We start from the raw sequence: 26,079 nt of genomic DNA, 5'->3' as shown, positions 1-26,079 counted from the left end.
GGCAAATTATTAAACATGAAAAAGATTTTAGTTTTTGGTTTGGCTTTACTGTCAATGAACATTTTTGCTCAACACGAAGAGCATGAGACATCAACAAAAGATGGCCATCACCAATCAGAAGAAGTACATCACGGCAAACACAAGCTGGCTTTTTATAGCGGCTTTACTCACGTACCTTCTGCTTTTTACGAACACGAAACACATGAACAAAGTACAGGTAAATGGGTACCTACCATTGGTTTAGATTATTATTACACGTTAAACAAAAAATGGGATTTGGGATTTATTGGTGATGCTGAACTTGACCAATATTATATCCGCACTTCTGAGGAAGATGAACTGGAACGTGCCAATGTAATTGTACTGGCTGCTGTTACCAAATTCAAAGCCACCAAAAGAATCGGCATCTTTGCTGGTCCAGGTTTTGAAACTGAATTCAAAAAAGAAGAATCAAAATCATTTTTTGTTTTCAAAGCAGGAATTGAATACGAAGTTGAAATCGAAAACGGTTGGGAATTAACCCCAGTCTTTTCGTACGATTTTAAAGAAGAATATAGCTCGTATGCTTTTGGAATTAGCATTGGCAAACGATTTTAATTATTACAAAAAGTCAATTGTGCCCGTTATTATGCACAATTGACTTTTTTATTTAAAGTTTCTGAGGTAAGGTTTTATTCTGGAAACATCGTAAACAACATTTTTTCCTATCTTTAGAATAAAATCAACCACCTATGCGCACCTTTTTCACCTGCATCATCTTTATTGCTTTTACAGCATTAAGTGCTCAGAATACAGCGACTCAAGTTGATCCTGTCAACTCTTTAACTGTCGACATTCTTAAACATCATTTATCTGTTCTGGCTTCTGATAGTCTGAACGGAAGATTTACCTCTTCAGAAGGTCAAAAAAAAGCAGCCCGATATATTCAATCTGAATTTGAGGCAGCGGGTTTACATCCCTACAACGACACTTGTTTTTATCAGCCTTACACTTTATGGTCGTGGAAATGGGGAGAATGCACTTTGAAATCCAAACACGCCAGCCTTACATCACAAAATGACTTTTTGTTTTTAAGCAATGCACCGATGGATAGTACTTCAACTTCCTGTGTTTTTGTTGGATTTGGTGAAGACACTATTATCAACGATTTAGATTTAAAAGATAAAATTGCATTTGCATTTACCAACAGTTACTCGAATTATTACAGTTTGGCCTATCGATTAAAATCAAAAGGTGTTAAAGCCATCATTTTAACAAATCCGAATGATGAAAAAGCTTATCAGAAAATATCATCCAGAGTCGATTTTGATCGGGTAAATGTTTCGAAAGCAAAACCGTTTTTCTCAAAAACAGCTACTAAGGTTTTTATTGTAAAACCTTCGTTTGCAAAAGAATTATTTGGAAAGAACATTGCAGCACTTAAAAAGATTGAAACCTCAAAAGATGCAACTAAAATTTCCGAAAAGATTATTTCTGTTCATTGCCCCGTTATTGTTGAAAAAGTAAAAACTGAAAACGTTGCCGGTTACATTAAAGGCAAAACCAACGAAACCATTGTTTTAAGTGCCCATTATGATCATTTGGGTAAAAAAGGTGACAATATTTATTACGGAGCAGACGACAACGCCAGTGGAACAACCGCCTTACTTTCATTAGCCAAGGTGATTGGAACACAAAATGAAGTGCCTGATAGAAATATTTTATTTCTGGCCACTTCAGGAGAAGAACTGGGACTTTTAGGAGCTTTACATTTTGCAGATGAACAAAGTAAACTACCTTTTGACATTAAGGCTAACCTCAACATCGATATGATTGGTAGAAACGATTCAATTGGTAAATCAAATTATATTTATCTGATCGGATCAAAAGAATATCCGGTACTTGATTCATTATGCAATATTGCCAATCAAGCTGTTAATTTAAAAATTGACTATGGTTATGAAACTAACAGCAGCTTTGGTAATTTATTGAATCTATCAGATCATTATGCCTTTCATAAACAAGGAATTCCGGTTCTTGGATTCTTTAATGGATTACACGCTGATTACCATAAACCAACAGATACAATAGATAAAATTGAATTCGAAGAAATGCTCAAGCGAATCAGATTAATCTATTATACCTCACAACTGCTTGTTGACAAAGAAGTTTTTAATAAGAACTGACATATAACATACTATTTCAACTGCAAAGCCCTTATTTTTACCTTATAAGTAAATTAAAAAGGGAAATATGTCTAAAATAGGAACTACATTTAAAAGCTTCCCAAAAGTATTTTGGGTATCAAATACCATGGAACTATTCGAGCGTTGGGCTTGGTATGGCTTTTACATGGCTTTTGCATTATATCTTGTCAACAGTAGTGATACAGGTGCTCTAGGTTTTAGTGCTGGTCAGAAAGGTATTATAATGGGAACAGGCTCTATGCTTCTTTACTTTTTACCTTTATTTACCGGGGCCATTGCAGATCGAGTAGGTTATAAAAAAGTGCTTCTACTTTCATATACAATGTATGTAAGTGGATATTGGATGGTTTCCACATTTAACTCATTTTCATTAGTATTTGCTGCATATATTTATCTGGCTTTTGCAGGTGCACTTTTTAAGCCTATTATTTCAGCCATGATATCAAAAACTACCAATAAGGATAATGCATCTATTGGATTTGGTATTTTTTATATGATGATTAATATTGGAGGTTTCATTGGTCCATTTATTGCCGGGGCTATCTATCAAAAAAGCTGGGACTGGGTGTTTTATCTGTCAATGATCACCATATCAATAAATTATCTGTTCGTCCTTTTACTTTTCAAAGAACCTGGCCGGGAATTAATTGAAAACAAAGAACCATTGCTTCAGGTATTTGGGCAAGCACTAAAAAACATTTGGGTTACACTACAAAATTTCAAGTACGTTTTGTTCCTAATCATTATGATTGCGTTTTGGACAGCCTTTAACCAACTTTATTATGCTTTCCCTGTTTTTGTTGATGATTGGGTTGATACAACACTATTTTATGATGCACTTCATAGTATATGGCCATGGTTGGCAGAAGCAATTGGGGATAATGGTACCATTAGTGCTGTTACCATTGGAAGCTTTGATGCTTTCTTCATCATTGTTTTTCAAATCTGGATCTCAGGTATTGTAATGCGATACAAACCATTAAATGCAATGATGAGTGGGATCTTTATTTTGGCAATTGGAGTAGGAATGATGTTTGCGTTTCAAAACATTTGGTTCATTCTAATTGGTGTGTTAACCTTCAGTATTGGCGAGATGGCAAGTAGTCCCAAATTCACTGAATATGTTGGCAGCATTGCACCTGCTGATAAAAAGGCCCTTTACATGGGAACTTCTTTCTTACCAATAGCTGCTGGACATCAATTGGCTGGCTTTGTATCTGGTGATTTATATGACAATGCAGCAGGAAAAATTACTCTACTGCAAAATGAAATAGCAAAAAGGGGACTGGAGATTCAACAAATATCTGATTCTTTTTCTAAGAACGATTATTGGAACAAAGCCATGCAACTAACAGGAATGAACGATGTAGAATTGACTAATTATTTATGGAATAATTATAATCCGGCAAAGATTTGGATACTTTATTCAGGAATTGCCATGGGTGCTGTTGTTGCATTATTTATCTACGACAGGTTTATTCTTAAATCAGAATCTAAATAATATTAAGCGCCTTTAACGGCGCTTTATTTTTGGCATATTGTTTGTGTATGTTTTTACACCTAAATCCCGAATTATGCACAAATCTAAACCCCTGTTTCTGGCATTTCTTTTTATTATTTTCAACCTTTCTGCTCAAGAAAAAGGCTCTTTTGTTATTTCAACAACACCACAAAATGCCACCATAAGTCTGGAGGAATTTCCTGATATACAAAAAAATTCACCTGCACAATTCATCGATTACAAACCACTGAAATATAAAGTGAAAATCAGCAAAAACAATTATCACGATGTTTATACACTGGTGACTTGTTATGCTGATTCAACTATGGAGTATCATTTTGACCTCACCCCAAAGACTGGAAGTGTCAGTATTCAATCAAATCCGGATAAGGCAATAGTCTACCTCGACAATCAATTAATTGGCTACACACCTGTCAACAATTATCCAATCAGTTGGGGGAATCATCAAATCAGAATCGCGTACAATGATTATGAAGATTACAATAACACATTTGTAATCAATGAAGATACAACGTATACCATTACACATGATTTTACAGATTTCAACCTTGATAATTATGGGGATGACAAACCATTGGTTGCAGATAAACCAGATCCGTTTTATTTTGAAAAGCCATATGTGCAGGAAACAAATAATGATGTGAACAAAGAAAAGAATGATAAAGCTAAATTTGGATTTGGTTCAGTTGGTATGTTTGCCATGTTGGGAAGCAATGGAGCAAAAGGAACAGCCTGGCGTTATGGTGCAGATATTGGTCATTTTTTACGCTTGTATGGAGAAAGTAATACACAATCAAATATTACCGGATTTGGACTAGATTTTATTGCACCTGCTGATTTTGGAGGAGTTGCTATTTATGGTAAAGTCGGCGGTATGGCACGAACTTATGACGGTGGATATAATGGCGATATCGTTACAACATTCTTAATTATTGGTGGAGGAATAAGTATCAAACCAAGTCCTCATTTTCAGGTTTTCGGGGAATTCGATATTAACATATACGATCAGGAACAACATCCGGATGATATACAGGCTTGGAAAGATCAATTCCCGGGATATTCTCCTGTAACAGGTTGGTTAGGTATGAGGGTAGCTTTCTAAGAGGTTACTCCAGGTTAATTTGATCAACCAAAATTTATTTTGATTATTACCTTTTGTTATTTTTGAATAAAATCAAACGAATGACAAAAGGTACATTAAATCATTTTCCTCCTATTTTAAAATTATTAACCCTTATAATAATTGTTCTTACAGGCTCATTAATACTTTCACTAATAAGTCTCTTAATTGCCAAACCAGTATTTGGAGTTGATATTAACTCAGCAGATGATATTTATAACAACATCCAGTTTCTTCAGGTCCTTCAGATTCTTCAAAGCTTATTTGTCTTTATATTACCCTCTACTTTAGCTGTACATTTGCTATATCTCAAGAATAATGAGGTGATTCCCGGAAAAGGCAAATTTAATCTTGCTTTTTTCCTCATTGCCTTCATTACAATTCTACTTAGTCAGTCTTTTATTTCGTGGACAGCCTGGATCAACCAACAACTTCAGTTACCCGAATTTCTAAGTAGTGTTACCAATTGGATTTCATTAAAAGAAGAGCAAGCTGCTAATTTAACAGATTTAATGCTTACAACTTCTGACTGGAAACAAACCTTAGTAACCGTTTTTCTGATTGCTGTGTTACCGGCCATTGGAGAAGAGTGGTTGTTCAGGGGATTGATTCAGCGTGAATTGATGAACCTATTTAAAAATGCTCATATAGCTGTAATTATCACTGCAATCATTTTTAGCGCAATTCATATTCAGTTTCTCACTTTTCTGCCAAGGTTTGTTCTGGGTTTGATTCTGGGTTATATGATGATCTATTCCCGTAATATATGGATGCCAATAACCGCCCATTTTACAAATAATTTTATGGCTGTTATTATCTATCAATTTTACCAGAGAAATGAGCCAAATTTTCCTAATAACGAGACTTATTATTCGTTTGATGCAAGTGTCATCATTAGTCTGGTAATCATCATTGGTTCTATCCTTGCTACTTACCAATTAGGTAAAAAGCAAGTTAACTCTTAACTACCTTCTAAAATTAGCTATACTCATATTGTTTAAGAAGTTGATAATTGTTATTTTAACGAAATAATTAAATCCAAAACGAGAACTTTTACCAATAAGCACACCTCCCATGTGTTTAACTGTACCCTTAAACTGAAGCTAATTAATGAGAATAAATGAAGTTAATGGAATACGTGGCTGGATAGCATTTATTTCTTCCGGAACCACATTGGGTTTGATGGCTGGCATATTCTTTTTTAACGACCTCAATAAAGAAATATCTTTTGATATTATTCTTATCTGTGGAATTACTGGAGGAGCACTTGGATGGCTAATGGGATATTTTTACAGCCGTAAAACTAATATGGATACTGCCTATGTTCCTTTATATCGATCAGCGGATATTGATCATTTTTACAGACGAACTCATAACAAGAATCTGGAAGCACGTTTTTTAAAAGCTGTTGATCATTTTAGCGATAACGAATTAATTACTGCAATGGCAATGAGATATTACAGGCTTTCAGATCAAAGTACCAACAAGCTACTGAATGAAATTCACACCCGTTCATTATCTCAAAAAAAGGTTCGCCAAATCTATAACGCAAAAAAATTTTATAAAGATTTGTCTTCTGAAGACTGCCCTTGCTGTGAATGTTCAGAACATGTAATTATCAGGAATAAAAAAGTAAGTTTTTGTTTGGTTTGTGGATACAATATAAAATACGACAACCCAAAATCTATCTTGAACAGGCTTAGATGGAAAATGGGTTTTTATAGTCAGGGAAAATTATCATTGGAGGATATTGAGAAAATGATCTTTGATAAATAACTTTGAATTAATAACTATCTGCCTTATCAAAACTACCGAAGTAACTCTAATTGCACATTTTATTACATTAATGTGACGAAAATCTGCAGGCATCAACTACAATATCATAATATCTTTGCATAAAATATCACTAAACAAAAAAAAGTAATTCATGAATCAGAGATCTATGAAATTTGTTTTTTCGATGGCTTTTGTAGCACTTCTTGCTGCATGTAATACTCCAAAGAAAAAAGCAGAAGTTGTCGATTTTAAACAATGGGCACAAACACTACCAATGGGATGGAATAGTTGGGACTGCTATGGTCCTACAGTAAAGGAACACGAGATAAAAGCCAATGCTGATTACATGGCCGAAAACCTAAAAGATTACGGCTGGGAATATGTAGTGGTTGATATCAGATGGTTTGTTGAAAATACCAAGTCTCACGGCTACAATCAAACCGATCCAGTTTATGTAATGGATGAATACGGCAGATACATGCCTGCAGTTAACCGTTTCCCATCTGCAGCCGACGGCAGTGGCTTTAAGGCTTTGGGTGATTACATCCATGGTAAAGGTTTGAAATTTGGGATTCACATTATGCGTGGGATTCCAAAAATGGCAGTAGATCAAAAATTACCTATTAAAGGAACCGACGGCATTACTGCAGACCAAATCTACACCACCGAAAATCAGTGCAAATGGCTTAAAGACAATTATACAATTGTTGCTGATAAACCGGGTGCACAGGAATATTACAATTCAATTTTTGAATTATATGCTGACTGGGGAGTTGATTTCATCAAGATTGATGACCTTTCTGCTCCTATTTACCATGCCGATGAGATAGATTTAATCAGAAAGGCTATTGATAATTGCGGTCGTCAGATTGTGTTAAGTACATCTCCGGGAGAAACACCTGAAGACGCTGCAGCTCATGTTAGCGAGAATGCAAATATGTGGCGAATGGTGAATGATGTTTGGGATAGCTGGTGGCACATCCAGCATTTAATGGAAGTATCACAAGACTGGTATCAATATGTTAAGCCAGGAACATGGCCTGATTGTGATATGATTCCACTGGGTAGATTATCAATCAGAGGTGAAGTGGGTGATGACCGTATGACTAACCTGACACCAGACGAGCAATACACTTTAATGACTTTCTTTACTATTTTCCGTTCTCCTCTTATGTTTGGTGGCGATCTTCCAAGTAACGATGATTTCACATTATCGCTTCTTACCAATAAAGAAGTCTTGAAAATGCACGCTCAGAGTTCTCAAGTTCGTCAGTTATATTTAAAAGATGACAAGGCTGCTATAACCTCTAAAAACGAAGCCGAAGGTTCTACTTACCTGGCATTATTTAATTTATCAGATAATTCTGAACAGGAAGTAGAAGTGAAGTTTGCTGATCTGGGACTTTCAGGAAAAGTAAAACTTACCAACTTATGGACTGGAGAAGTAGTTGGACAAATAGAAGCTGAAACGTTTAGTCAAGTTCTGGCTCCTCATGCTTCAGTTCTTTACATCATTGAATAATAAAAATACAATTGATATTAAAAAAGCGGCTCCTCCCCGGAACCGCTTTTTCTTGTTTTATTCTACTATGAAGTTTTTGTGTGTTATAACTACTCCGTTTTCGAATGTTTCTTTAACGATGTAGATTCCTTTTTTTTGATTTTTTTTTTTGCTAACCTTTTTACCAGTTAGATCATACATTTCCTCGGATACTACTTTGCCATTAGCCTTTCTTTTTCCTGCTTTTATTACATCTGTAATTCCTGTTGAAATAGTATGATCGAGGATTACCGGTTCAATTCCAGCACGAGTTGGCACAACTTGTTTAATGGTTCCATCCTCATTGAATTCCATCTTATCAATACATACTTCACGGTGTACACCCGGATCATTATTCAGATAATTCGCATTGATTCGATGATATACAATATACCATTCGTCAGTTCCTGGTATCTGAAGTATTGAGTTGTGCGCTGTACCATACAATTCATTATCAGCATCCTGAATAATTACGATTGGTTCCTCTGCTACATTAATGGGGCCCATTGGAGAGGTAGAAGTACCATAAGCCACGTGATAGTTTGGCGAACCTGTATCATCAACCGACCAAAGGAAATAGTAAAGTCCATTACGATAGAATACATATCCTGCTTCGCGGAAGGCATAATCGCTTAATGAACCTCCTTGAGGAGTAATTACCGTAACAGTACTTTCATTAATCGAGATCATATCTTCATTTAACTCTGCAACTGCCATAAATCCATTACCATAGTAAAAATAGCTTTTACCAGATACAGGATCGGTGAAAACATCACTATCGATTAACTGACCTCCAACACCATCAGGTAGTTGCGAAATCATTGGCTCACCAGAATCGATAAACGGACCAGTAGGATCGTTGGCTACAGCCACACCAATTTCTTTTTTATCACCTGCATTACCACTGAAGTAGAAGTAATATTTATAAGAGCCATCGGCCATCTTTTTCTCTTCGATACAAGGAGCCCACGCATTACCTGTAGCCCATGATACCTGGTCTGTACTTAAATCAAGTATCGTACCTTCATTGGTCCAATGAACCAAATCAGGTGAAGAGAATACATCAAAACTATATCCACCCCATCCGGCATAACCATCAGTTGTTGGGTAGATATAAAAACGTCCTGTTTTTTCAGAATATAACACATCCGGATCAGCATGAAAATCGGGTAATACAGGATTGCCCTCAACTGCTACATTCACCTGATAAGTCACCGTACTTCCACTTTGAGTGAACGAATAGGTTATGGCTCCATTGGTAAAATCCTGCACTCCGGTTGGACTAATTACCGAACCTGGCGAAGCGTATAATTCAGGATCGAAACTACTGATATCTGAACCATAATTGACAGCAATGTTAATTACTTTATCAGTAGTGTTAATGTCACATCCGTTGTTTCTGATGTTGATATTACGAGCACCTTCAGGTTCATTCGTCAGGGCAGTACTTGGCCATTTTGCAATAATTCGTTCGAGTTCTTCCTGTGAAAGAGAGATCGTTGTTCCATGGCGCGCATTGATACTGTAGTTATCCTGAACATAGGTGAAATTTTGCAGATCTGGAGATATACAGTACTGATAATGTCCACTGGTATAACAATCGTACATCAAAACCCAGTCATCTGAATTAATCAACTGAAATACTCCTGAACCTTCAACAGCCAGGGTAGTTTGCTGCTTAGGAGGTGTTGGATCGCTCCACTGCGAACTTGGTGCTTCACCATCAGCCTGTGTTAAAGTTGGTGATGTAACCTGGCTGATTCCACCCAATGACTCATTCTTAAAGAACATATAATACAGATTGTCAGCATCGTTAAATACGATGTCGCCATCAATGGTAGCGGTTCCACGGTCGAACAAGATTTGTGGTTCACCTTCCAGATCAGTAAAATCTTCATTTGCATAGCAATAGTAAACACGGTCATAAGGAGCTGTTGCATCTCCTGTATAAAGAGAGAAGTAAACCATGTATTTACCAACTGCAGGATCGTAAATTGTTTGCGGTGCCCAAACACGCAAAACATTGGCCCAGATATCAGGCCATCTGTCTGGGAAGTGAACAGTTGAATGTGTCCAGTTAACCAGGTCGTTTGATCTTAAAAGAACCATTCCACGATTACTGCTCCATCCTTCAGCAGACTTCATATCGGTTACTACCATATAGAAATAGCCATCTTCACCTCTTAAAATATGCGGATCCCTCACACCACCTTTCAGAGATATTGTATCGGAACTTATTATTCTTTGTCCGTTATTCAGCGGAGTATAATCAAATCCATTATTACTAACGGCAAAACGGATTTGCTCGCCATCTTTATCATTTCCTGTAAAATAAGAGAACAGATAAGCAGCACGATCTTCTTTTTCAGCTACCCAAACCTCAAATGTTTTAGTTGCTGATTCTTCTCCTTTGATAACAGTCGCAGTAAGAATCACTTTCTTCTTTCCATTACCTGTAGGCGAAAGTTGTACAACTTTTCCAACATTATCAAGATATTCCGGAGAATCTGATGACCAGACAACCATCGAACCTTCATCTGTCTTTATTGGTAAACCAATAGATGACTTAATATTGTTGATATTTCCTGTAATGGTTAGATTTTCAAGATCTAAACTTACACTGGTTTCATCGCTGTATTGTGGTAATACAGTAACTTCAATTTCTTTTGTTCCGGATACATTGTTGAAAGTAAGAGTAGCAGTCATAACCACTACAACAGGATCAGAGCCAACGGCAGGACGACTCACAACTCCTGTATTACTAATCACATTTGTATTGCCCGACGTCCAGCTTACAGAAACGCCATTGCCTGCTGTTGTTGGCAGAAGAAGGCTTGACCTCACCTGATCTGCATCAGCAATTGTTAAACTTTCAATAGCTGCATTTAAAGTAATTAAGTCATTAACATCATTCAATGGAGTCAGACTTTCGCATATTGTCCAGATATCAGATTCTTTTAACACTCCCTGATATAATGTAAAGTCATCGTAACAAGCAGCTTCCAGATATGCATCGCTCGAGTAGCATGAACGTCCAAGGAAATTATATGCTGTGGCTCCCAAATCTTTTGGATCAACAGTAATGGTTCCTTCTGCAACCAAATCTCCGTTAACATAGATTCTTCCATTTCCGTTGCGTTGAGTATAGGTAAGATTAATCCATTCTCCTTTGAGTAGTTGCTCGCCAGCGGACACTGTCGACTCCGAAGTCCAATATGTTTCTGTAATGGCATAACGTGTTTGAGCTGCTCTGAAGAACAGGTTACCGTTAGCTGCAGAAGCCATATTATCTGAGTTAGCGAAACACCAAACGAAGTTTCCGTTTCCAGATACATCAGTGGTTGATGGAATTAATATATTAGTTGATATACTGAAGCTATCCAATGTTGCAACCTGTGCACCAAATCCTGAACTCAAATTAAAATAACCATCATTGCTACCCAAGCTTAATACAGAGCCATCTCCATAACTTATAATTTCTGCTCCGTTGTTTAGGGTACCTGTATAATTACCATCAACATCCTGAGCTGTTGCAAAATCAAATTTAGCAAGCACAGTTGTAGGGTAATATTCACTTGAAATTCCTGATAATTCCTCAACCTGATCGGTACTTAACGGACCATCATACACTCTGAAGTCAGCAATTTTAGCATTGCTTAGGTATGCATCACCACTGTAGCACGAACGACCAAGGTAATTATATGATGTTGCCCCCAATTCTGATGGTGTCATGGTAATGTCGCCACTGACGATCATCTGACCGTTGATGTAAATTTTACCAACGCCATTACGTTGAACATAAATAAGTGTTTGCCAGCTACCTTTAGTCATAGCTGATGAATTACTTATGCCCGATTCACTACTCCAATTTGTTGGAGAAATGGCATAACGGGTATTTTTTGCACTAAAAAAAAGACATCCTTTAGCATCATTGGCTATATCATTAGAATTAGCAAATGTCCATACAAAATTACCATTACCGGTAATACTTGATGTAGTAGGAATAAACACTTTGGTCATTACACTGTAATCAGCTAATGAAGCCACAGCCGTGCCAAAAGATGAGCCCAGATCCACATATCCATTTGATGTTCCAAGATCAATTACAGACTGACCGTCATAAGTTGAAATTGTAGCTCCATTGGTTAATGCAGCTGCATAACCATTTCCTGATTCATCAATAACACTTGTGCTACCCTGTGAATCACCTGATAAGCCATAATGTACTTTCAGGTTTTGTCCATGCAAGTTAAATAACATCGACGCTCCCACACTCCATAAAAGGATTGTGAGAATAATTGAGTTGTTTTTTATTGCCCCTCTACGGTTCATCTTATTTTTATTATAGTTGTTATCTATTTAAATACTTTCTTAGACAAAGTTTGTAACCATCAAATGAAATCACCTACACTATATTTTGATTCTACCAATTGTTAAAATTACACATCAAAACTAAACAGAAATTAATGTTTGCTTTTTCAATTATTCGGCAATTAGTAATTTGAAACTTATCAAATTTCCGGTTCTATTCTTCTTTACTGGTTGAGAATGTCTCAATTAGTAAAAAGCCTTCATAATAATGAATAATTTAAGAGAAGAAAGGTTGCCTATAATATTTAGCACAACCTTTCTAAAAAAACGAATCTAAAATTTTATATAACGGCTTTAATCACATAAATCCCAAAATCTGATATAACTCTAATAATATAATACCCAGATTTTAGATTTAATAACTGGCTGGTAGTTTCAGCTATATACTCCCAAACTTTTTCACCTTTTATATTAAAAACAGAAACCGAATCACCAACAGAGATACCATTTAGAAAACTGCTTTCGTTTTGTCTACTTACCCATAATTTCTGGTCAGGACTTTCATTTTCATTAATAGCCGTTGAGCTATCAATAACTGTTACCGTTATCTGGTTGGAAATTGCTGTTTCGTAAACAGTATCTCCACTGTAACTGGCACGAAAAGTATAAACACCAGGTTCCAGATCAGAAGTTGAAAACTGGATGGTTCCGTTCTCTGTCAATTCAATGCAGGCAGCAATGGAATCACCCTGATAAATCTGAACCCAACCCGTTGGCACTTCACTTGTTTCGCCAGTATTTGATACCGAAACCGAAAATGTTACTGAACTTCCTTTTTGTAATTCACTCTGCGATGCCATTAATCCAACACTAACATCAGCTGATCTATTCAAGGCAGATACCCGATACAATCCTACTCCATGCGTATTGATTTCAGGCACAAATTCAGATCCTGAAAAAGTACCCAAATCAGATTTACTCCAAACATCTCTGATTGTACAAGGACCTGAATAGCCTAATTCTGTAAGGTTAAGTGGAATTGATAAAGAAGCCAATACTGAAGGATCCTGAGTAAAGACCATAAACTCAACAGTTACACCATTAGGTGCAGATAGAACTTCATCGTCTATTCCACAAAAAGCTTTAAAGGATGTATAACCTTCCGGCAGGTCAAATTCGATAATTGAATATGCATTAACACCAAAGCCATTTGCATAGGTAACTCCATTTACTTTAAGTGGATTTCCATCCAGACTCTTATTTTTCACAACAGAAGCCCATCCACTTGTTGCACTCACCCAACTCATATTGGTAAGTAAGGTTGAATCACCATTATCTTTATAAATAGCAGGATTAATCCAGTCGGCATGGTCGTAATTAAAATTATCACCGGCATCGGTTACTACTAAATATAATTTGGTGGCATCGGTAATATCAGCTTCAATATTTTTTCCCTCAGGGAAAAGAGTTCGACTGATACGTCCGGTATTGGCAATGGCATTATTTACTTCTACATTGCGGGGAGTTGGATCTTGATTGGCAATCATAAATTCAACAGTTGCTCCTCCTGTCTGACTGGTTCCTCCAATATCCAATCCGGCAAACGCCTGAAAACGTACTGTGTTTTCTGGTATTTCAAATAAAATTATTGATTGAGCATGTGTCCCAAGACCAGTTTCATATGTTGTTCCTTTAATATTTAAAGTTCCACCTGAAACACTCTTGTTTTTAAGTACAGAAGCCCATCCTGATGTGGCATATTCCCAGTCCAGATCTGTTAACTGAACAATACTGCCATCGGCTAATTCAACAATCGGATCAATCCAGTCGGCATGGTCACAGCTGTAACCGTCACCTCCATCATTAACAATCAAAAACAACTGGTCAGAACCTTCAGGAATTTCAATATCTATATTTACTCCATAACCATCTGTCAAGCGCGATACTGTGCCACTTCGGTATAACAGATTCTGTGTTTTTACAAAGCCATCTCCACCGTTATTGAATAATCCAACGAACTTATCTCCATTAGCAGGATCTTCAGCTGTCCAGGTAATCATATCTCCTTCATTTGATAATTCCTGATTGGCAACCGAATGCTGATTGATATAAAGAACCTCTTCATTGGTTATCAGGTCCAAAGTGAAAGCATCGTTATCAGGCAAATTACCTCCAAACATTAAAGGTGATTTAAACAAGGCCCACAAACTCATCAGGGTATATTGTTCGTCTTCGGTGAAGTAGGTATAACGATTTGTTGCTCTTTCGCCACGAATAAATTTACCTAACGGAAGCATGTCTGCATCAGGATATGCACCCGGAGTGATATAAGGTGCCCAGTCAGCACATATTCCAAATGAATAATTTAATTGAGCCCAGTTATCCCAGAAATCATCAATAGTGCGCCACAGATTAGCATGAGTTCTGGCATGATCGTGTTCAGTAAGTGGTGTTGCCCCTGGAGACATACTTAATACCATTGGACGACCAGACTGATCTATCGCATTTCTGATCATCTGAATCTCGTTTGTATGATAGGGTCGGGAAAGGTCATCTACTTTTACATAATCAACACCCCATTCGGCATATAAATCAAAGATTGAATTATAATAATCCTGAGCTCCGGCTCTTGTCGACTCAACGGTATAATTATCCTGTAACCAGGTACACTCATAAGCAGTTGAATAAATATCTGAAGCTTTATAGGTACTTCCTTTAATTGGCATACTATTGAATACAGCTTCTTTAGGAACTCCGCGCATTATATGAATTCCGAATTTAAGCCCCAAACTGTGCACATAGTCCGCTAATGGTTTAAATCCTGCACCATTCGCTGCTGATGGAAATCGGGTTGGCGATGGCATATAACGACCATATTCATCCAGCACAAAATCAGAGTCGCCATAAGCATTATAGTGCCCGGTTGTTTGATTATCAACATACCAACGAATATCAACGATGATATACTCCCAACCTGTCTCTTTTAGGTTAGCTGCCATATAATCGGCATTAGCCTTTACTTCACTTTCAACAACAGAGGGACCAAAACAATCCCAGCTATTCCATCCCATCGGAGGAGTAATCGCCCATTTATGAAAATTCAGTTCATTTCCTGTTTGAGCCATTATCCCCTGCACGAACAGCATTATTGAGAATAATGATAACAATCTTAATTTCATCTATATATGTTTATTATTTATTATTTCGATTCAATTTCTATTTTACTATCAGCTAATCCTTCAGAACTAACAGTAAGTTTTATTTTACCAGCTTTTTTGCTGCTTTTTACAACTACCATAGCACGGCCATTCCATGCTTTGCGGGATGGTGTGATATATGCATTGGTATCTCTTAAATCACCATTATCAACAGCAATAATTTCACCTGGTCCGGTTACAGAAAAATCTAAATGATTTACAGCAGTTGGATTCAAAACTCCATCATTATCCACCATCTGAACAGTTATAAAGGACAAATCCTGTCCATCAGATTTAATTGATGTTCTGTCAGCAATCAGATTTATTGATTCAACTTTTCCGGCAGTATTCAATACTTTAGATTCAACCTCCATTCCATTCTCTATCCCAACAGCCTTTAAAGTTCCTGCTAAATAAGGCACTGAGAAAGTTGCTTTAAATTGCTCTTCTACACCGGTTGACTTCTCTCCAATTAACTCATTATTTAGATAAAGTCTTACACTTGCGTATTTCGAATATACCTCAACATCAATACTTTTTCCTTCAAAACCAGGCCAGTTCCAGCTTTCCCAGGTTGGATGAACTGCCCACATAGTGGTTTTAATTTCTCCACTGGCAGGATGCGGTTCTTTTACAGCCAGATAAAGCTTTTCTGTTTCGTTCCAAAGAATATTGCGATAATGAGAAATTGGTTTTCTCCAACCTGTTAAATCGATATCTCCACAATAGGCCCCATGCCATGGGTATAAATCAGACTCCCAGTGTTCCCCTTTTGGTTCTCCTGGATAATAATAACGACCAATGCCTGATTCACCAAGGTAATCCATGGCTGTCCAAACAAAATCACCAATTATATATGTATGTTTTTGCGACATGTCCCAAACCCAGAACGCATCTTTAGGATATGATTCGGATTGAAATATGATTCGCTCCGGATCTCTTTCATGATCCTTCTCGGCTTCATGCAACATATAGTTATATCCACAAACATCATGTTCAGCCATTAATGGATCAAAAATCTCCCATCCTTCACCCCATGATGTCATTGCCGAAGTCATTGGGCGGGTTGGGTCCAGTTTATATATTTCTTCAGCCAACATCTTTGCCGTTTGCACTGCTTCCAGACTGGTTCTCTCAATGATTTCATTACCTACACTCCACATTATAATTGATGGATGATTACGATCGCGTTTTACCATTGATTCAATATCACGTTGCCACCACTCATCAAAAATACTCGCATAATCATAAGGTGTTTTTTGTGTTCTCCATCCGTCAAACGATTCATCAATTACTAATAATCCCAATCGATCACACGCTTCCAAAAATGCCTCCGAAGGTGGATTATGTGATGTTCTAACCGCATTAAAACCAGCCTTCTTTAATAACTCCACCTTTCTTTCCTCTGCTCTATCGTAGGCTGCTGCCCCCAACGAACCATTATCATGATGAACACAACCGCCATTTAAAACCACTGATTCTCCATTTAAAAGGAATCCTTTATCAGCACTATATTCTATAGTTCGGATTCCAAATTGTGTTTCTACCTCATCAATACTGTCTCTATTAATTGTTATTTGGGTTGATGATGTATATAAAATTGGACTTTCGGGTGACCACAATGAAGGATTATTTACCGTTAATGATTGAATTACTTCTTTCTCTTCATTTGCCTCTATTTCAACAAATTCAGTTCCTCCACATACTCCTTTAAAACGATTGTCTTTTATTTCAGTAACCAGCTCAAATTTTTGTGTTTCATCTGTCTCATTTTTAACCAATGTTTTAACTTCAACTATGGCTATCGAATCATTAACTTCTGGCGTAGTAATAGTTGTTCCCCAATATGCAATATGCAAAGGTTCAGTTACTTTTAGCCAAACATGCCGATAAATACCTGAACCACTGTACCAACGACAATTAATTTGCTGTGAGTTATCAACTCTTACTGCAATAAGATTTGAGGAACCATGTAAGATGTAAGGTGTAAGATCATGATAAAAAGAAGTATATCCGTAAGGATGGATTCCCAGTGAATGCCCGTTAATAAACACCTCTGCATTCATATAAACTCCTTCGAAATAAATCGATATTTTTTTATTCTTCCATTGAGCAGGAACATCAAAAGTTTTGCGGCACCAGCCTGTTCCATCAGGGAAATAACCACCCGGACCACTCATTGGATTTTTTTGTTCTGGTTTACCCTCTATACTCCAGTCATGAGGAAGGTTTAGGTTTCTCCAATCTGTATCATTAAAATCTGTAAACGCTGCATTATTATCATTCGTTAATTTAAATGACCAGTTCTCATCAAAGTTCTGCTTTCGTTTAATCTCATTGGATTGATCACATGAAGGTAAAAACAAGCTAAGAATTATGAATAAGATTATAGTATTTTTCATAAAAAAGCAGATTTAATACGCTGAGAAATTGAATTTACAACTGATTAGAAACCTCCAAGACAAAACTAATCAGAAACCAAACTAGGTTTATTCATTTATTCGGCAAATAATAATGAGAAATTCATCAACTAGATAATGAGGCGTCATTATCAATTAATTTATAATTATTTTAGTACAAATATGAATTTGTGGGAAAATGAGAATCCAGGGAAAAATCTTTTTACTTTTTATTGTTCTATCACTTTTTACTTCTTCAATCAGTGCATATGAAATTAAAAAGTTAGGCCTCAAGGATGGTCTTTCAAATAATAATATAACCAGCATTGCGCAGGATAATGACGGTATGATATGGATTACCACCAAAGATGGACTCAACCGTTTTGATGGACATTCATTCAAGGTATTTCGAAAATCGGGTAATAACTCACCCGGAAGTAATGTTCTGAATTTCGTTTATGCTGATAAAATAGATGACATTATATGGATAGCTACTGAAAAAAATGGTTTGGATGCATATAATTATAAAACTCACCAATTCAAACATTATACACACGATTACAGTGGACAAACAAACAGTTTAATTGCCGACGGAATAACGTACATAACCAGTGATAATGAAGGAAACCTATGGTTTGCAACCTATCAATACGGATTGGATCGTTTGAATAAAGAAACAGGTGAATTTACTCATTACAATCAGTCCAATATCAAAGGTCTGGCATCAAATTATAACTGGTGCATGTTGTATGAAAGTGATGAGTGTATTTATGTAGGGCACGTTACAGATGGTATGAGTATCATCAATATAAAAAATGAGTCAGCAATTAATTTTAAACATGATCCAAACGATCCAAATTCACTACCCGACAACACTGTTACTGAAATATTTAAAGATTCAAAAGGAAATATCTGGGTAGGTACTCGTGGTGGCTTAGCTTTATTTGACCCGGTAAATCAGACCATGACGAATTTCCAGCATCAAAAAGGAGTAGCAGGCTCACTCTCAAATAATTTCGTCCAAAGTATTATGGAAACAAAAGACTCAACACTTTGGTTTGGTACTGAAGGCGGCGGTGTTAGTATTGTTGATCTGAAGCAATTTGATAATCCGGAATCTATATTTTTTGAAGTATTAAAAGCTTCAGCCACGTCAGAAGGACTTTCCAGTTCATCTGTACAATCAATGTATCAGGATCATTATGGCAATATATGGCTTGGAGGTTTTGCCGGAGGACTCAATTTAATCTCTAGTAGAGAACCATTCTTTAAAAAATTAGAATATCTACCAATCGTTGGCAATGATAATAGCTTAAATAATCAATTAGTGTTAGGTGTTTGTGAAGATAATGATAGTAATACATGGATTGCAAATGGTGATGGTGGTATTTGTATATACGATGGTAAAACTAAAATAAAAGAAATTACAGAACTTAATAATTCACATATTTCTGCACAGTCAGTTTTTAAAGATAGTGATGGAAATATATGGATTGGAACAACCAATGGATTAATCTATAAATACAATAAAAATAATAATCAGTATAAACAGATAATATGTTTTAGTCAAATCAACAATATTCCTATATATAATTTTTATGAAGATTCAAGAAAGAACCTATGGATAAGTACTGATGGCGGATTATTAAAATACAACATTGTTAGTGAAGAGTATTTTGTATACACTGTCCAGAATTCATCTATTAGTGATAATATAGTTCGCTCTGTTGTTGAAGATAAAGATGGAAATATTTGGGTAGGAACAGCGATTGGGGGATTATGTGTTTTCGATCCAAATTTTCAACTTCTATATAACTATGGGCGAGAGTATGATTTTTATAATATCAATCATCTTTATATAGACTCGAAAAATCGCGTATGGGTTGGTAGTCAGAATGATTTATTTTGTTTTAACGATACAAAAACTGCAAAACGTATAGGAAAAGACGATGGATTGACAGAAACAGATATAAGAGCTATTGTCGAGGGTAATTCAGAAGGTGAAATGTGGTTTAGTACCTTAAACGGAATTAGCCATTATAACTTAAAAACAGGGCAGGTTATCAACTTTAATTTAGGTGATGGTATATCAATGGGTGATTTTACCAATGGTTCAATACTAAAGAAAAAAGACGGTACTATTTATTTTGGTTCACAACATGGAGCGACCTTCTTTAATGATAATATTGATGTATTTACAAATAATCTCCCAAAAGCATTTGTTATGAGCTTTGAAGCTCCAGCGAAAGCCAATGAAAATTTCAGTGAATTTACCGATGTTCCGTTTAGTGAGGAAATGACTTTAAAATACAATGAAAATTCTTTCAGAATTAACTTCAATGTTGCAGATTTCTCGTTAACAGATAAGGTTGACTTTATGTTTCAGATGGTTGGTTTGGATGACAGTTGGTATCTTATAAAAAACGAAAATCGTGTTACATTCCGAAACCTTCGACCAGGAGATTATCAGTTTAATCTAAAAGCACGCTTACACAATAAAGAATGGACGGATGAGTTCGGTGCTATGAAAATAACCATCGATCCTCCCATTTGGTTAACCTGGCAGGCAAAAACATTGTATTTGGTGATTTTTGTGCTGGGAATTTGGTTTGTGTTAAGGTTTTATAAAAATAAAGTTGAGGTTGAGAATGCTTTGGTTCTGGAAAAGAACATTCGTCATCAGGAACATGAATTAAATGAAGAGAAGATAAGATTCTTTACCAATATTGCCCATGAGCTGCGTACTCCAATGACTTTATTATTGGGGCCTTTGGAAGATTTAGTTGCTGATAAGTCGTTGAATGAATCACTTACAAAAAAGATTAATTCAATGCATAGAGTGGCCAACAGATTACTTCAGCTAATTAACCAGGTACTTGAATTTAGACGAACAGAAAATAAAAAACGGGAACTGGCTGTTGTTAAAGGAGACTTTGCAAGCTTTATATACGAAACAGGTTTAAAATACAAAGAACTGAATCATAACGAAAAAATAGATTTTGACATACAGTTGCCTGAGGAAAAAACCGAGATGTTATATGATCCCGAAGTGGTTAGGATGGTTTTAGATAATCTACTTTCAAATGCCTTTAAATACACAACAGAAGGTAAAATTGAACTAAAGGTTCGGCGATACAACGATTTTGATATTGAGTATACCGAATTTGAAGTTTCAGATACCGGCTACGGAATATCAGAAGCCAACCTTTCCAATATTTTTGAGAGATATTATCAGGCCAAAGATACCAAACATGCTGTTAGCGGCACCGGGATTGGCCTGGCACTTGTAAAGAATTTAGTTGAGCTTCATCAGGCTGAGATTAAAGTTACAAGTGAGCTTGATAAAGGAACCACTTTTATTGTCAGGTTCTTAACCAATAATAGTTATCCGGGCGTGAAGCTGATATCTACTCATGAAGAACAATTGGAGGATGAGGAGGTATTGGGAGATAAAAATGTGATTCTGGTTGTAGATGATAACCAGGAAATTACCGAATACATCTATGATAGCCTTTCTGAAACATATCATGTTATTACTGCAAATAATGGACTGATTGGTTATGAGCTGGCTTGTGAGAAGGTTCCTGACATTATAATAAGTGATATCATGATGCCCGTAATGGATGGAATTGAGATGCTCAAGAAGATGAAATCAGATATCCGAACCAGCCACATTCCGGTAATTTTATTAACTGCCAAGGATACGTTAAAAGATAAAAGTGAAGGATACGATGCCGGTGCAGATTCATATCTGACCAAGCCTTTTAGTAGTAATTTGCTTAAAAGTCGTTTAAGAAACATTTTTGAGACCAGAAAAAAGCTGTCAGACTCTTATTCGAATAAGTTTGAAGATAAACAACAACTTTTTAAAGAAGCTACCAATAAACTGGATCAGGAGTTTCTGGAAAAATTAAACCAGATAATAGAAGACAATCTTGAGGATGAGGAAATGAATATTTCTCAGATTGCTCAGCACATGAACATGAGTCATTCAACTTTATACCGAAAGATTAAAGCACTTACAGACCTTACTGCCAATGAATATATCCGAAAAGTCAGGATGAAGGTAGCTGAACAATTGTTATTAAGCGGTAAGTTTACAATTTCAGAAGTGATGTATCGAATAGGAATAAATAGCACAGGTTATTTCAGACAATGCTTTAAAGATGAATATGGCATCAGTCCATCTGATTACATAAGAAGTTTAAAGAATGCTGAATAAATCATACATGAAATTAATTAAGAAAAGGCTGTCAACAAAAATCGACAGCCTTTCTTCTTACAACTATCTAAACTTTTCAACAACAACACTGAATATGAACCAGATCAGCAAAGAAATTAGATAAATTACAAAACCATAAAGAGTAGTAATCATCGATACTTTTATTCCTCCAAAAACCATTGCCGGTGATACCTCTCCCATTTTTTCAATAGCAGAAAAAGCATCATAAAAGCCAATTAATTGTCCCAGAATTCCGGTGATCAAGGCAAACAATCCAATTGACCTTCCATATTTCATATAACGCAGCACTTTTTCTTTTTCACTGAAATTTGCCACGATAAAATGATAAACAAACCATGCGATCATCCCAATTAATAACAGGGTAAGGATACTCATAAAAAGGGGACCTCCCATAAAAAACAAATCTTTCATCTTCATTCATTTTTAAATGATTAATACTACCATCAAATAAAATGGACAGGCAGAAATTAACCAAGGTTGAATCCGATTCTAAAGCTGCTGTTTATCGACAGACGCTGGGAATCTCTGAAGTTTTATCGAAATTAGAACAAATTTTACTGAAGTTATGCTTAAAAAATCATCAAATCCATATTATCATATCCTGTATTGGTTATTCGTCGTATTTATTCTCACAATCATTTTCGGACGCTCATGGGGAAATAATACAGCAGCCCTATTTTTCGTCTGCATGTTGCTTCCAATCATATTGGGTACATCTTATTTTTTCAATTATGTGCTGGTTCCAAAATATTACTTAAAAAAGAAATATCTAAAATTTGGTCTCTACACCTTTTACATGTTCGTTGTATCTCTTTACCTGGAATCCATCGTAATTATGTTTTCATTTATTTATCTGGGTAATTTTAATTTCCATAACCTGGCTCCTAACTCATTTGATACACTTTTACTGGCTGTTGTTATGTATTTATTAGTGTTTCTTGGCTCCTTTTTACTTATGGCCCGTCAGATTAAAGAAAGAGACCAGCAGATCAATAAACTAATAACAGAACAGAATAAAAACAAAATATCCGTACTGGAGTTAACATCCAACCGAAAGACTGTTAAAATTCCATATGATGATATCATTTATATCGAAAGCATGGCCGATTACATTAAGGTACATACAACCAAAGATGAAGTAATAAGTAAAGAAAAAATCAGTAAGCTGGCCGAACGATTACCCGACCAATTCTTACGTATTCATCGCTCTTTTATTGTAAATAAGACACGGATCAAAACAGTTGCATATAATGAGGTAACCATCGACGATATTACTTTAAACATTGGACGAAGCTATCAAAAAGTAGTACGTAACGAAATGATAGGACGAACACCTCTTTAGGAACACTTTAAATACTTATCATCTTAATTAACGTAACAAAATATAATACAAGTCGTATTTGCCATTGACTAATCATAATACTAAATTTTATTCTATGGCAAAAATCAAAAATATTGAAGGATTGACTATCAATGATATTAATCGAGAATTAAGCAAAGGAGCCAAGTTTGTTGTTTATCAATATTGTATTTCAATTATTGTTATGACCTTCAAACGGGGAAGTAACATATATTTTATTCGCTCGGGAGAATCAAGCTCAAAATACATTTTTGGATATTCAATTCTCACTTTCCTTTTCGGTTGGTGGGGAATACCCTGGGGACCTATTCATACAATAGGGTCATTAGCAACAAATTTTACAGGAGGTAAAAACGTAACACCTGAAGTTTTGGCTTCCATTAATTCAGCTGCATAATATTGACATAAAAACTACAAGAATTTGCTATCATTTAATACAATGAACATTGTTTTAGATGGTAGCATTTACTTTATAGCTCTTTCGTTCTATTTGAGTCAGTAATTGATTTGAATTATTAAATTAACTTTGCCGGAAACACTGTTAATATGGAAATTAAATTCGTTGAAATTGTATCAGCTTTTATAGTACTCTTTGCGGTAATTGATATTTTTGGATCGATTCCAATCATTCTTAATCTGCAAAAGAAAAGTGGTCCGGTAAAAGCATTCCAGGCAACATCTGTGGCTTTTATAATATTAATATCATTTTTATTTGTTGGTGAAGCCCTGTTGGGTTTATTTGGAGTTGATATATCTTCGTTTGCAATTGCCGGTTCTATTGTTCTTTTCATTATGGCATTTGAAATGATCTTCGGTGTTGAGATCTTTAAACACGATTCACCTTCAGGAGCCTCCATTGTACCTATTGCATTTCCACTTATTGCCGGTGCAGGATCATTTACAACACTACTTTCATTACGAGCTGAATTTGAAACCATCAATATCATCATCGCATTATTTCTTAATATCATTGTAGTTTACATCGTACTAAAATCAACTAACCTGATTGAAAGAATATTCAGCGAAGGTGGTATTTACATCCTGAAGAAATTTTTTGGTATTATTTTATTGGCAATGGCAGTAAAACTATTCCTGACCAATTTTGGGAACGTAGTGATGCAATATATAAGCACAATCAAAATGTAATATCGAACTTAAAATACAGAAGAGCCGTTTCAAACAATATGGAACGGCTCTTTTGATTTATTACTGCATTCTATGAAAGATTACATCTTCTTTCCAATAAAAAAAGCATAACCATAATATTGCTTGTACTTATAATACAACTCCATTTCGTGCTGTTGATTTTTAATAAAATCTTCGACTGCCCTATTACCTGCATTCTTCCTTAGAAAATCTTCATGTGCCTTAATCTGTGGCTCATAAAAATGCTTTATCCAACACTTTTCGGGAAGCATAAAGGCAGCTATTGGAAAATAACCAGCACTCTGCATTTGTTCCAGTTTATGAGAAATGGTATCAATACCCGGATACGCATCCATCCAAAAATCCTGGATTTCAGCAGGTCTTTTATCAGTAAACCATGTTGCCTCAGAAACAGCCAAGTATCCTCCCGGCTTTAAAAACCTGTGCCAATACTTCATGCCTTTTTCAAAGCCGATATTATAAATGGCACCTTCACACCAGATCAGATCCAATGATTCTTCCTGAAAATGCAAATTGTCCATCGAACCCAGTTCACCTTTAACTCTATTTTGAAGGTTCAATGCTTTTGCATTAGCATTAAATAAATCAACAAATTGAGGGAACAGGTCAATACCGGTAATCTGACCGGGCGCATCTTGTGCCAGCACCATAGTTTGTCCACCGGAACCACAACCTAAATCAACTATTTGCGATGACTCGGTGAGTCCTTCAATAAAGCTAAGTGCCTTTAAGGTAATATCGGGGCTACCAGGCCCCTGCCTCTTTACTGTAGAATAATATTCTACTATAATTTCTAAATCTAATTCGCGAATGGATTTTATATTGTCGCTCATGACATTTACATTTTTATGATAACATAGAAAATTCTATGTGTTTAATAAAGTATGGATATAAAAATACCTCCTGGCAGATATTGCCGGAGTTTAGCGAAGGGATAACCATGGCTGAAACCAGGGTTATTTACTTTACCAGATCCTTATTAATTAATATCATAAAGCGTTTTAAGCATTACAAAGATAGGTATAAAGAATCTACAAATCCTATTAGAAAACAACAATTAAATTGTTATTCATATATGATTAATAGAATAATTGAGACAATTTTAATTGAGTTTATCATTTTTACCCGCATACTACAGCCATTTGACAAATCACGTATTTAACACATATTCATCAACTAAATATTCATATTAATCAGTGTAAAACAGTTATTAATCAACATTGATCTATTTTTCTCATCATAACGTGTTACGTTTTGA

The 26,079-nt window shown here is 35.8% G+C and carries 16 protein-coding genes; 11 read left to right on the top strand and 5 right to left on the bottom strand.

The genetic code is table 11. The annotated features are described in order from the left end of the window. Nucleotides 1-15: 15 nt before the first annotated feature. The 7 genes from ACRD62_RS08120 (at nt 16) to ACRD62_RS08090 (ending at nt 8,126) form a co-directional block, all read left to right on the top strand. Nucleotides 16-597 carry a hypothetical protein gene (locus ACRD62_RS08120; RefSeq protein ID WP_430819631.1) on the top strand — a complete coding sequence of 194 codons (582 nt, stop codon included), beginning with the start codon at nt 16-18 and terminating at the stop codon, nt 595-597. 134 nt (nt 598-731) lie between these two features. Further along, nucleotides 732-2,165 (top strand): M20/M25/M40 family metallo-hydrolase, encoded by a 1,434-nt coding sequence (locus tag ACRD62_RS08115; protein WP_430819630.1) that lies wholly within the window; start codon nt 732-734, stop codon nt 2,163-2,165. A 67-nt stretch (nt 2,166-2,232) separates the two neighbouring features. After that, nucleotides 2,233-3,687, top strand: coding sequence for an MFS transporter (locus ACRD62_RS08110; RefSeq protein ID WP_430819629.1), 1,455 nt, complete (start codon nt 2,233-2,235; stop codon nt 3,685-3,687). Nucleotides 3,688-3,760: 73 nt separating this feature from the next. Continuing rightward, nucleotides 3,761-4,810, top strand: a complete 1,050-nt coding sequence (locus ACRD62_RS08105) for a PEGA domain-containing protein (RefSeq protein ID WP_430819628.1) — start codon at nt 3,761-3,763, stop codon at nt 4,808-4,810. Between the two features lie 80 nt (nt 4,811-4,890). After that, nucleotides 4,891-5,793, top strand: a complete 903-nt coding sequence (locus ACRD62_RS08100; protein ID WP_430819627.1) for a CPBP family intramembrane glutamic endopeptidase — start codon at nt 4,891-4,893, stop codon at nt 5,791-5,793. Between the two features lie 145 nt (nt 5,794-5,938). Then, complete coding sequence (locus ACRD62_RS08095) at nt 5,939-6,604, top strand: hypothetical protein (RefSeq protein WP_430819626.1); 666 nt, start codon at nt 5,939-5,941, stop codon at nt 6,602-6,604. A 166-nt stretch (nt 6,605-6,770) separates the two neighbouring features. Continuing rightward, complete coding sequence (locus ACRD62_RS08090) at nt 6,771-8,126, top strand: glycoside hydrolase family 27 protein (protein ID WP_430819625.1); 1,356 nt, start codon at nt 6,771-6,773, stop codon at nt 8,124-8,126. A gap of 57 nt (nt 8,127-8,183) precedes the next feature. Here the strand turns inward: ACRD62_RS08090 and ACRD62_RS08085 are convergent, their stop codons facing one another. The 3 genes from ACRD62_RS08085 to ACRD62_RS08075 all read right to left on the bottom strand — a co-directional run bounded on the left by ACRD62_RS08085 (nt 8,184) and on the right by ACRD62_RS08075 (nt 18,054). Continuing rightward, complete coding sequence (locus ACRD62_RS08085) at nt 8,184-12,476, bottom strand: family 43 glycosylhydrolase (RefSeq protein ID WP_430819624.1); 4,293 nt, start codon at nt 12,474-12,476, stop codon at nt 8,184-8,186. A gap of 320 nt (nt 12,477-12,796) precedes the next feature. Beyond that, complete coding sequence (locus tag ACRD62_RS08080) at nt 12,797-15,634, bottom strand: NPCBM/NEW2 domain-containing protein (RefSeq protein ID WP_430819623.1); 2,838 nt, start codon at nt 15,632-15,634, stop codon at nt 12,797-12,799. 20 nt (nt 15,635-15,654) lie between these two features. Next, the gene (locus tag ACRD62_RS08075; protein WP_430819622.1) at nt 15,655-18,054 is read right to left on the bottom strand and encodes a glycoside hydrolase family 2 TIM barrel-domain containing protein; all 2,400 of its coding nucleotides are present in this window, start codon (nt 18,052-18,054) and stop codon (nt 15,655-15,657) included. Between the two features lie 196 nt (nt 18,055-18,250). On the opposite strand from ACRD62_RS08075, the gene ACRD62_RS08070 reads away from it, so the two are divergent. Continuing rightward, nucleotides 18,251-22,273 (top strand): hybrid sensor histidine kinase/response regulator, encoded by a 4,023-nt coding sequence (locus ACRD62_RS08070; RefSeq protein ID WP_430819621.1) that lies wholly within the window; start codon nt 18,251-18,253, stop codon nt 22,271-22,273. 63 nt (nt 22,274-22,336) lie between these two features. Here ACRD62_RS08070 and ACRD62_RS08065 read toward each other — a convergent pair whose 3' ends face one another. Next, entirely contained in the window at nt 22,337-22,705 is a 369-nt protein-coding gene (locus tag ACRD62_RS08065; RefSeq protein WP_430819620.1) for a MotA/TolQ/ExbB proton channel family protein, read from the bottom strand. Between the two features lie 154 nt (nt 22,706-22,859). Here ACRD62_RS08065 and ACRD62_RS08060 point away from each other — a divergent pair, with 154 nt between their 5' ends. The 3 genes from ACRD62_RS08060 to ACRD62_RS08050 all read left to right on the top strand — a co-directional run bounded on the left by ACRD62_RS08060 (nt 22,860) and on the right by ACRD62_RS08050 (nt 24,800). Then, complete coding sequence (locus tag ACRD62_RS08060; protein WP_430819619.1) at nt 22,860-23,636, top strand: LytR/AlgR family response regulator transcription factor; 777 nt, start codon at nt 22,860-22,862, stop codon at nt 23,634-23,636. Between the two features lie 94 nt (nt 23,637-23,730). Beyond that, nucleotides 23,731-24,051, top strand: coding sequence for a hypothetical protein (locus ACRD62_RS08055; protein WP_321406038.1), 321 nt, complete (start codon nt 23,731-23,733; stop codon nt 24,049-24,051). Between the two features lie 149 nt (nt 24,052-24,200). Next, on the top strand, nt 24,201-24,800 hold the full coding sequence (locus tag ACRD62_RS08050; RefSeq protein ID WP_430819618.1) for a MarC family protein: 600 nt from the start codon (nt 24,201-24,203) through the stop codon (nt 24,798-24,800). 80 nt (nt 24,801-24,880) lie between these two features. Here the strand turns inward: ACRD62_RS08050 and ACRD62_RS08045 are convergent, their stop codons facing one another. After that, on the bottom strand, nt 24,881-25,654 hold the full coding sequence (locus tag ACRD62_RS08045; RefSeq protein ID WP_430819617.1) for a class I SAM-dependent methyltransferase: 774 nt from the start codon (nt 25,652-25,654) through the stop codon (nt 24,881-24,883). Nucleotides 25,655-26,079 lie beyond the last annotated feature (425 nt).

The organism is Carboxylicivirga caseinilyticus (assembly GCF_050589785.1).
In the GTDB taxonomy this organism is placed as follows: domain Bacteria; phylum Bacteroidota; class Bacteroidia; order Bacteroidales; family Marinilabiliaceae; genus Carboxylicivirga; species Carboxylicivirga caseinilyticus.
This window is presented reverse-complemented; position numbering and strand designations above follow the sequence as displayed.

Bases quoted from the DNA above. Each gene is read 5' to 3' on its own strand.
- ACRD62_RS08120 (WP_430819631.1), top strand. From the start codon at position 16: ATGAAAAAGATTTTAGTTTTTGGTTTGGCTTTACTGTCAATGAACATT.
- ACRD62_RS08115 (WP_430819630.1), top strand. From the start codon at position 732: ATGCGCACCTTTTTCACCTGCATCATCTTTATTGCTTTTACAGCATTA.
- ACRD62_RS08110 (WP_430819629.1), top strand. From the start codon at position 2,233: ATGTCTAAAATAGGAACTACATTTAAAAGCTTCCCAAAAGTATTTTGG.
- ACRD62_RS08105 (WP_430819628.1), top strand. From the start codon at position 3,761: ATGCACAAATCTAAACCCCTGTTTCTGGCATTTCTTTTTATTATTTTC.
- ACRD62_RS08100 (WP_430819627.1), top strand. From the start codon at position 4,891: ATGACAAAAGGTACATTAAATCATTTTCCTCCTATTTTAAAATTATTA.
- ACRD62_RS08095 (WP_430819626.1), top strand. From the start codon at position 5,939: ATGAGAATAAATGAAGTTAATGGAATACGTGGCTGGATAGCATTTATT.
- ACRD62_RS08090 (WP_430819625.1), top strand. From the start codon at position 6,771: ATGAAATTTGTTTTTTCGATGGCTTTTGTAGCACTTCTTGCTGCATGT.
- ACRD62_RS08085 (WP_430819624.1), bottom strand. From the start codon at position 12,476: ATGAACCGTAGAGGGGCAATAAAAAACAACTCAATTATTCTCACAATC.
- ACRD62_RS08080 (WP_430819623.1), bottom strand. From the start codon at position 15,634: ATGAAATTAAGATTGTTATCATTATTCTCAATAATGCTGTTCGTGCAG.
- ACRD62_RS08075 (WP_430819622.1), bottom strand. From the start codon at position 18,054: ATGAAAAATACTATAATCTTATTCATAATTCTTAGCTTGTTTTTACCT.
- ACRD62_RS08070 (WP_430819621.1), top strand. From the start codon at position 18,251: ATGAGAATCCAGGGAAAAATCTTTTTACTTTTTATTGTTCTATCACTT.
- ACRD62_RS08065 (WP_430819620.1), bottom strand. From the start codon at position 22,705: ATGAAAGATTTGTTTTTTATGGGAGGTCCCCTTTTTATGAGTATCCTT.
- ACRD62_RS08060 (WP_430819619.1), top strand. From the start codon at position 22,860: ATGCTTAAAAAATCATCAAATCCATATTATCATATCCTGTATTGGTTA.
- ACRD62_RS08055 (WP_321406038.1), top strand. From the start codon at position 23,731: ATGGCAAAAATCAAAAATATTGAAGGATTGACTATCAATGATATTAAT.
- ACRD62_RS08050 (WP_430819618.1), top strand. From the start codon at position 24,201: ATGGAAATTAAATTCGTTGAAATTGTATCAGCTTTTATAGTACTCTTT.
- ACRD62_RS08045 (WP_430819617.1), bottom strand. From the start codon at position 25,654: ATGAGCGACAATATAAAATCCATTCGCGAATTAGATTTAGAAATTATA.